The sequence below is a fragment of the Bacteroides muris (ex Fokt et al. 2023) genome (genome assembly GCF_024704895.1).
Classification (GTDB): Bacteria; Bacteroidota; Bacteroidia; order Bacteroidales; family Bacteroidaceae; genus Bacteroides; species Bacteroides muris.
This window is the reverse complement of record NZ_JAMZEE010000025.1, coordinates 59323-65998: the sequence shown is the minus strand read 5'-3', so window position 1 is coordinate 65998 and position 6676 is coordinate 59323. Positions and strand designations below refer to the sequence as shown.

Below are 6676 nucleotides of genomic sequence, written 5' to 3'. Positions count from 1 at the left end.
CTTAAAACAACCAATAGAGCTAAGTAATTAACAAGATTTTAGCCTTGCATATATATAACTAAGTTCCGTTTGAACTTGGTAAATAAATAGAAAAGAAGAGAGATAATATAAAGTTATGAACCTTTAAATAAAGAAGATGCCTATGAGAGATTAAAGAAACCTTTGGAAATAGTCTCACTATTCCGAACCATATGATTCCCTTACCCTAATTTTGAAAAACTTGTTTAATTAACAAAATCATCAATCACTTATGAATGAAGATCGTAAAAGACGAGGACTTGCTAATGGTAAGTTCCTTACGGCGGTGGCAATCTGTGCTCTGTTTTTAGGCAGTGGCAACGTGATGGCTACACAAACTGCATCTGGCGACTCGCAAGGAGTACAAGAACAGATGCAATCTATCTCTGTGACTGTCACAGTCGTAGATACAAAAGGTGAACCTGTTATTGGTGCCAATGTCATTGAGAAAGGTACGACCAATGGTGGTATCACGGATTTGGATGGAGTTTCCAAATTAAATGTAAAGCCCGGTGCTATTCTGCAAGTATCATTTGTGGGATATACTACTCAAGAAGTCAAGGCAACTTCGGTAATGAAGGTTGTTTTGAAAGATGATACGGAGTTGTTGGATGAAGTTGTCGTAGTAGGTTATGGTGCACAGAAAAAGGTGAACCTGACCGGTGCGGTGGCTAATGTAGATGTGAACAAAACAATCGATAGCCGTCCTATCACGGATATAGGCCGTGCCTTGCAGGGGGCTGTGCCGGGATTGACCATTACTACCAACTCCGGTGAGATAGGTGGTGCGCCTACTATCAAGATTCGTGGTAGTATCGGTTCTCCGAATGGTGACTCCAAACCGTTGATTCTGGTAGATAATGTGGAAGTAACGGATATTTCTATGGTGAATCCGGACGATATTGAAAGTATATCTGTATTGAAGGATGCTGCTTCTGCTTCTATTTACGGTGCCCGTGGTGCATTTGGCGTATTGCTGATTACCACAAAATCAAGAAGTAAACATGAACGTCTCTCTGTAAAATATACCAATAACTTTGCATGGCGTACGCCGACCAAGACACCCGAACAACTTCCGGGATGGCAGCAGGCTGATATTAACTTGCAAGGTGTAATCAATCAGACTAAGGGGTCTACCGCATTTTATAACGTAGTGGGTAATATGCGTGTGGATGCTACACATGTGCAGAAAATGAAGGATTACTGGGACAAATATGGCTATGGTGACCAGTTTGGCCGTGAGATGGAATTGGGTCGTGACTTTGAGTTCCGCGATGGCGGTATGTTCTTTATCCGTACTTGGGACTGGTATGATGAATACATTAAGGACTGGGCTCCGCAGCAGAACCATAGCCTTTCTATCAACGGTGGCAATGGAAAGACTAATTACAATATCGCTTTGGGATATCTGAGCCAGGATGGTATGATGAAAGTCAATTCAGACAACTATAAGCGTTACAATGCCAATATCTCTTTGAACTCTGAATTGAACAAATATGTGTCTATCCGTACAGGTGTCATGTTCACCCGTTCTGACTACGATAAGCCATTCAACTATAACAGTGATCTTTACGACCCGATGTACTATCTGTATCGTTGGCAACCGATGATGCCTTACGGTACTTTTGAAGGCAAGGAGTTCCGTAACGCCTTGACCGAACAGAAAAGTGCTCCTATTACCACAAAAGAACGTGAGTATCTGCGTTTGACAGGTGGTGCAACTATCAAGCCTATCAAAGATTTAACACTGGATATAGATGTTGCTTATAGCAGCGTGGAAAATCGCTATAAGAAGTATGGTACACCGAGCTTGACCAGTGGTTATGAAATCTTCACTGCCCGTCCGTCTGTTGAGGCATTACGTGATTCTTATGGCAGTTATCTATCTGCTGCTACTTATGATTATGTATATCAGGAAACCGGACGCACGGAGAATCTGACAGCCAACTTCGTGGCAACTTATGCCAAACGCTGGGGAGATCATGATTTTAAGGCGATGGCAGGTTCCAGCCTTGAAAAGAGCGAATATGAATATTACTGGGCGCAACGCAAAGGTCTGCTCGACCCCGCAAAACCGGAATTGAATCTGGCTACAGGTGACCAGACTACAAGCTCCTCGCATACTTGGTGGTCTGTAGCAGGCTTCTTCGGACGTCTTAATTATTCTTATAAAGACCGATATATGTTGGAACTGAACGGCCGTTATGACGGTTCCTCCCGTTTCCCCTCTGGGAATCGTTTCGGTTTCTTCCCATCCATGTCTGCCGGTTACCGTATTTCTGAAGAACCGTTCATGCAGTCACTGAAGCCTTATCTGAGTACGTTGAAGATTCGCGGCTCTTGGGGTATGATTGGTAACCAGGATGTAGGTACCGACCGTTATATCTCCACTCTGTCCACTTCTGTTGACAGTTGGATTATCGATGGAAAGAAAGTACAGTCAACACAAAAACCGACTATTGTGTCTTCAACCCTTACTTGGGAGAAGGTTACTACACTTGACCTTGGCTTGGATGCCCGTTTCTTCAATGATGCGTTGGGAGTAACGTTTGATTGGTATAACCGTACTACCAGTGATATTTTGACTACTGCCAACCTGCCTGCCACATTGGGTGCTGACGCTCCATATGAAAATATGGGTACTATCCAGACCAAAGGATGGGAACTTGCCATTGACTATCGCCATACCTTCAAGAATGGTCTGCACTTTGGCGTGACGGCTTCTGTTGCCGATGACAAGACTGAAGTAACCAAGTGGACGTATAATACAAAGATTCCTTCTTATGGAGCTACCGGCTGGTGGGATAAGAGTGCTTATAAAGAAGGTATGGTTTTGGGAGATATCTGGGGCTTGCAGTTCGACCGTTTCTTGACGGAAGATGACTTTAATGCTGACGGTTCTTTGAAAGCCGGTTTGCCCGACCAGACTAAAGTATTCCCTGCCGGTTATCAATTTGCTCCCGGTGATGTGCTTTATAAAGACCTCGACAACAACGGTGAAATCGTAAAACAGACCAATACAAATGACAGGGGTGACCTTAGTGTTATAGGTAACGCCCTGCCGCGTTTACAGTTTGGTTTGAATTTGGATGCTGCTTGGAAAGGCTTTGATATAAGCATGTTCTTCCAGGGGGTAGCCAAAAGAAAACTTTGGGCGGCAGGTAACCAGGTATTGCCGGGCTTTACTACCGGTGAACCCTTCTACAAAGGTGCTGAGGATTATTGGACTCCCGAAAACACGGATGCTTTCTATCCCCGTCCGATGGATTACAAGCAGTCTGCTTCGGGTAACTATAGCGTGAATGACCGCTATTTGCTGAATATGGCTTATCTGCGTCTGAAGACGTTTACTGTAGGATATTCTCTTCCTAAGGTTTGGTTGAGTAAATTCAAAGTGCAAGGTTTGCGTGTTTATTTCACTGGTGAAAACCTTTTCACCATCGACGGTGTAAAACCTGCTATCGATCCGGAAATAGGAATACGTACGGCCAGTGGTAAGAGTGACCAGCGTAACTTTGGCCGTAGCTATCCATACCAGAAGACAGTGTCGTTCGGTATTCAGCTTAGTTTATAATCTAATAGTAATTGCAGTTATGAAAAAGAAAAATTTATTATACATCGTTTGTGCGTTGGCAATGGGCTCGCTCTGCGGTTGCGACGATTTTTTGAATAAAGACCCGCAGGACAAGCAGACCAATGACACTTATTGGCAGACTGAAACTTCGTTGCGTACTTATGCGCAAGACTTCTATTCTTCCTACTTTACAGGATATGGTACCGACTATACTGTTTTTGCCGGTTATTTCTCTGGAGATGACTATACGGATGATTTTATCAATCTGAATAATGCAAATACAAACGGTTCAGGATATATTTATTTCTCCACTTCTGCCACTACGGACTGGAATAGCCAGACAGGAACTTGGTCGGGCAATTATAGTGTTATTTATAAAGCCAATGTCATGCTTGAGAAGATTCCCGGAATGAATATTTCGGACGAAGCCAAGAGACACTGGGAAGGTATTGCACGCTATTTCCGTGCAATGGCCTATAGTACGCTGGCAAAGTATTATGGCGGTGTTCCTTACTACGATAAGGTGACAGACCCGGCAGACCCGGCCCTTTATAAAGACCGTGATTCTTATTTGTATGTAGCGCAGAAGATACAAGAGGATTTTCAGTATGCATTGGATAATGTACGTACGGATGATACGAAGCGCCAAGTCAACAAATATGTGGTTGGTGCGTATATGTCACGCGAAATGCTGTATCATGCCACATGGCTGAAGTATCACGGTACTACTGTAGGTCCTACTTCAGAGAAAGTGGCGGATGGTGATATTAAGAATTTACTGCAAGGAGCCATTAATGGTGCGGAGGTAGTGATGAACTCTGGTATCTATTCAATAGGCAATACCTATAATGCTTTGTTTACTACGGACGATTTGGCTAACAATCCGGAAGTTATCTGGTATCGTGAATATACAAGCGGTTTGCAGTGTAATGCTTTGATGTCCTACAATGGCCCGGAAGATCAGACTCAGGGTGGTGTTACGCAAGATGTAATCAACACTTATCTTTGCAGTGACGGTTTGCCGATAGGTCAGTCTCCGCTGTATCAAGGTAAGGAAGATCCGAGTATTCAGAAGTCATTTCAAGATCGTGACCCGCGTTTGTATCAAACTATTGCCGATAGTCTCCGTATCATGAGCGCCATGGGTACAAATTATACCGAAGGTACATCACCAACGGGATATCCTACCAAAAAGTTCCTGAACGACGAGTGGTGGGTGGCTGGTCTGGATTACTGTACCGGTAGATTAAGTCCGGCTGATGCTCCGTGTATCCGCTATGCGGAAGTGTTGCTGAACTATGTAGAAGCACGTTATGAGATTGCTCAAGTGGGGGGTAACGGTTTCTCGCAGAGCGACCTTGACAAATCTATCAATGAACTCCGTGACCGTCAGCTGACGAAGTGGGGAGATACTGAAGCCAAGACAATGCCGAAAGTTCAACTGAATGGCGGTAACTTGAGTGTGAATGGAGTTGTTATCAATGATCCTGCCCGTGACCCTGATGTCAATCCGGTTTTGTGGGAAATCCGTCGTGAGCGTCGTATTGAGTTGATTATGGAAGGCCGTCGTGGTGAGGACCTCCGTCGTTGGGCCAAGTTTGAATACTTAAACTCAGAAGATGCAAATGGTTATCCTACCATGTCTTTCCTGGGTGCTTATGTCAATATGGCCGATTATCCGGAAATATCTTCAAAAGATGATTCCGGCAAGAGAGTGCTCTATCTGTTCGACCCGGAGAATCCCGGTAATGTAGAAACTGAAAAAGGGTATATTTATTATCTTCGTGAAAAGGAACTTCGTATATTCAAGGCTGGTGAATTGAATTCGGAACGCTACTATTTGCGTGCCATACCGGCCGCACAGTTGACTATTTATGAGAATAAAGGTCAGGTGTTGACTCAGAACCCAGGTTGGTAATATTATGAAGTAGATTATAAAAATAAGGGATGTCCTCACAAAACGAGGACATCCCTTATTTTTTATTCATCGTTCTCTTACAGTGCCTTTTCCTTAATCAAGTATTCTGCAATCTGCACCGCATTCAGTGCAGCGCCTTTTTTGATTTGGTCACCTACAATCCAGAACGTCAATCCGTTTTCGTTGCTGAGGTCCTTACGGATACGACCTACGTAAACCGGGTCTTTGCCGGCGAGGAACAACGGCATGGGGTATTCCTTTTCTGCCGGATTGTCCATCAGAATCAAGCCTTCGCCGTTGGCAAATGCTTCGCGGGCTTCTTCGATGGAGATGGGACGCTCGGTTTCTACCCAGATGCTTTCGGAGTGAGAGCGGAGAGCGGGAACACGTACACAAGTAGCACTGACTTTTACGTCAGAGTGCATAATCTTGCGTGTCTCGTTGTACATCTTCATTTCCTCTTTGGTATAGCCGTTTTCGGTGAATACGTCGATTTGCGGAATGAGGTTGAATGCCAGCTGGTAAGCGAATTTCTCAACGGTTACGGGTTCGCCTGCCAATACCTGGCGGTATTGCTCGTACAACTCGTCCATGGCAGCAGCGCCGGCACCACTGGCAGCCTGATAGGTAGAAACATGCACGGTCTTTATATGGGAAAGCTGTTCGATGGCTTTCAGTGCCACTACCATTTGGATAGTAGTACAGTTAGGGTTGGCGATGATGCCGCGCGGACGGTCTTTGGCGTCAGCAGCATTTACTTCGGGTACTACCAAAGGCACATCGGCATCCATACGATAAGCGCTGGAATTGTCAATCATCACTGCTCCGTACTTGGTAATGGTTTCGGCAAACTCTTTGGAGGTGCCTGCGCCTGCGGAAGTGAAAGCGATATCAACCCCTTTGAAGTCATCATTGTGTTGCAAGAGTTTCACCTCGATCTGTTTACCGCGGAAGGTATATTTGGTTCCGGCACTGCGTTTAGAACCGAACAATACTAACTCGTCCAACGGGAAATTTCTTTCATCGAGCACTCGCAGGAACTCTTGTCCCACGGCTCCGCTTGCTCCAACAATAGCTACTTTCATTTTTCTTTTGTTTTAAATTAAGTTTATAAAAAAGTGAAATACTATCTCTAAAAAGATAGAATTGGTCGCAAATTTATAACA

At 44.5% G+C, this 6676-nt stretch carries 3 protein-coding genes; 2 read left to right on the top strand and 1 reads right to left on the bottom strand.

Going from position 1 to position 6676, the window contains the following annotated elements:
* Window positions 1-250 precede the first annotated feature (250 nt).
* Both M1B78_RS11340 and M1B78_RS11335 read left to right on the top strand, forming a co-directional pair.
* Window positions 251-3592, top strand: a complete 3342-nt coding sequence (locus M1B78_RS11340; RefSeq protein WP_136008921.1) for a SusC/RagA family TonB-linked outer membrane protein — start codon at window positions 251-253, stop codon at window positions 3590-3592.
* Window positions 3593-3611: 19 nt separating this feature from the next.
* Window positions 3612-5510: a RagB/SusD family nutrient uptake outer membrane protein gene (locus M1B78_RS11335; RefSeq protein WP_257940710.1), complete on the top strand. Its 1899-nt coding sequence runs from the start codon at window positions 3612-3614 to the stop codon at window positions 5508-5510.
* A gap of 77 nt (window positions 5511-5587) precedes the next feature.
* Here M1B78_RS11335 and M1B78_RS11330 read toward each other — a convergent pair whose 3' ends face one another.
* The gene (locus tag M1B78_RS11330) at window positions 5588-6595 is read right to left on the bottom strand and encodes an aspartate-semialdehyde dehydrogenase (RefSeq protein ID WP_136008923.1); all 1008 of its coding nucleotides are present in this window, start codon (window positions 6593-6595) and stop codon (window positions 5588-5590) included.
* Between the last annotated feature and the right edge of the window lie 81 nt (window positions 6596-6676).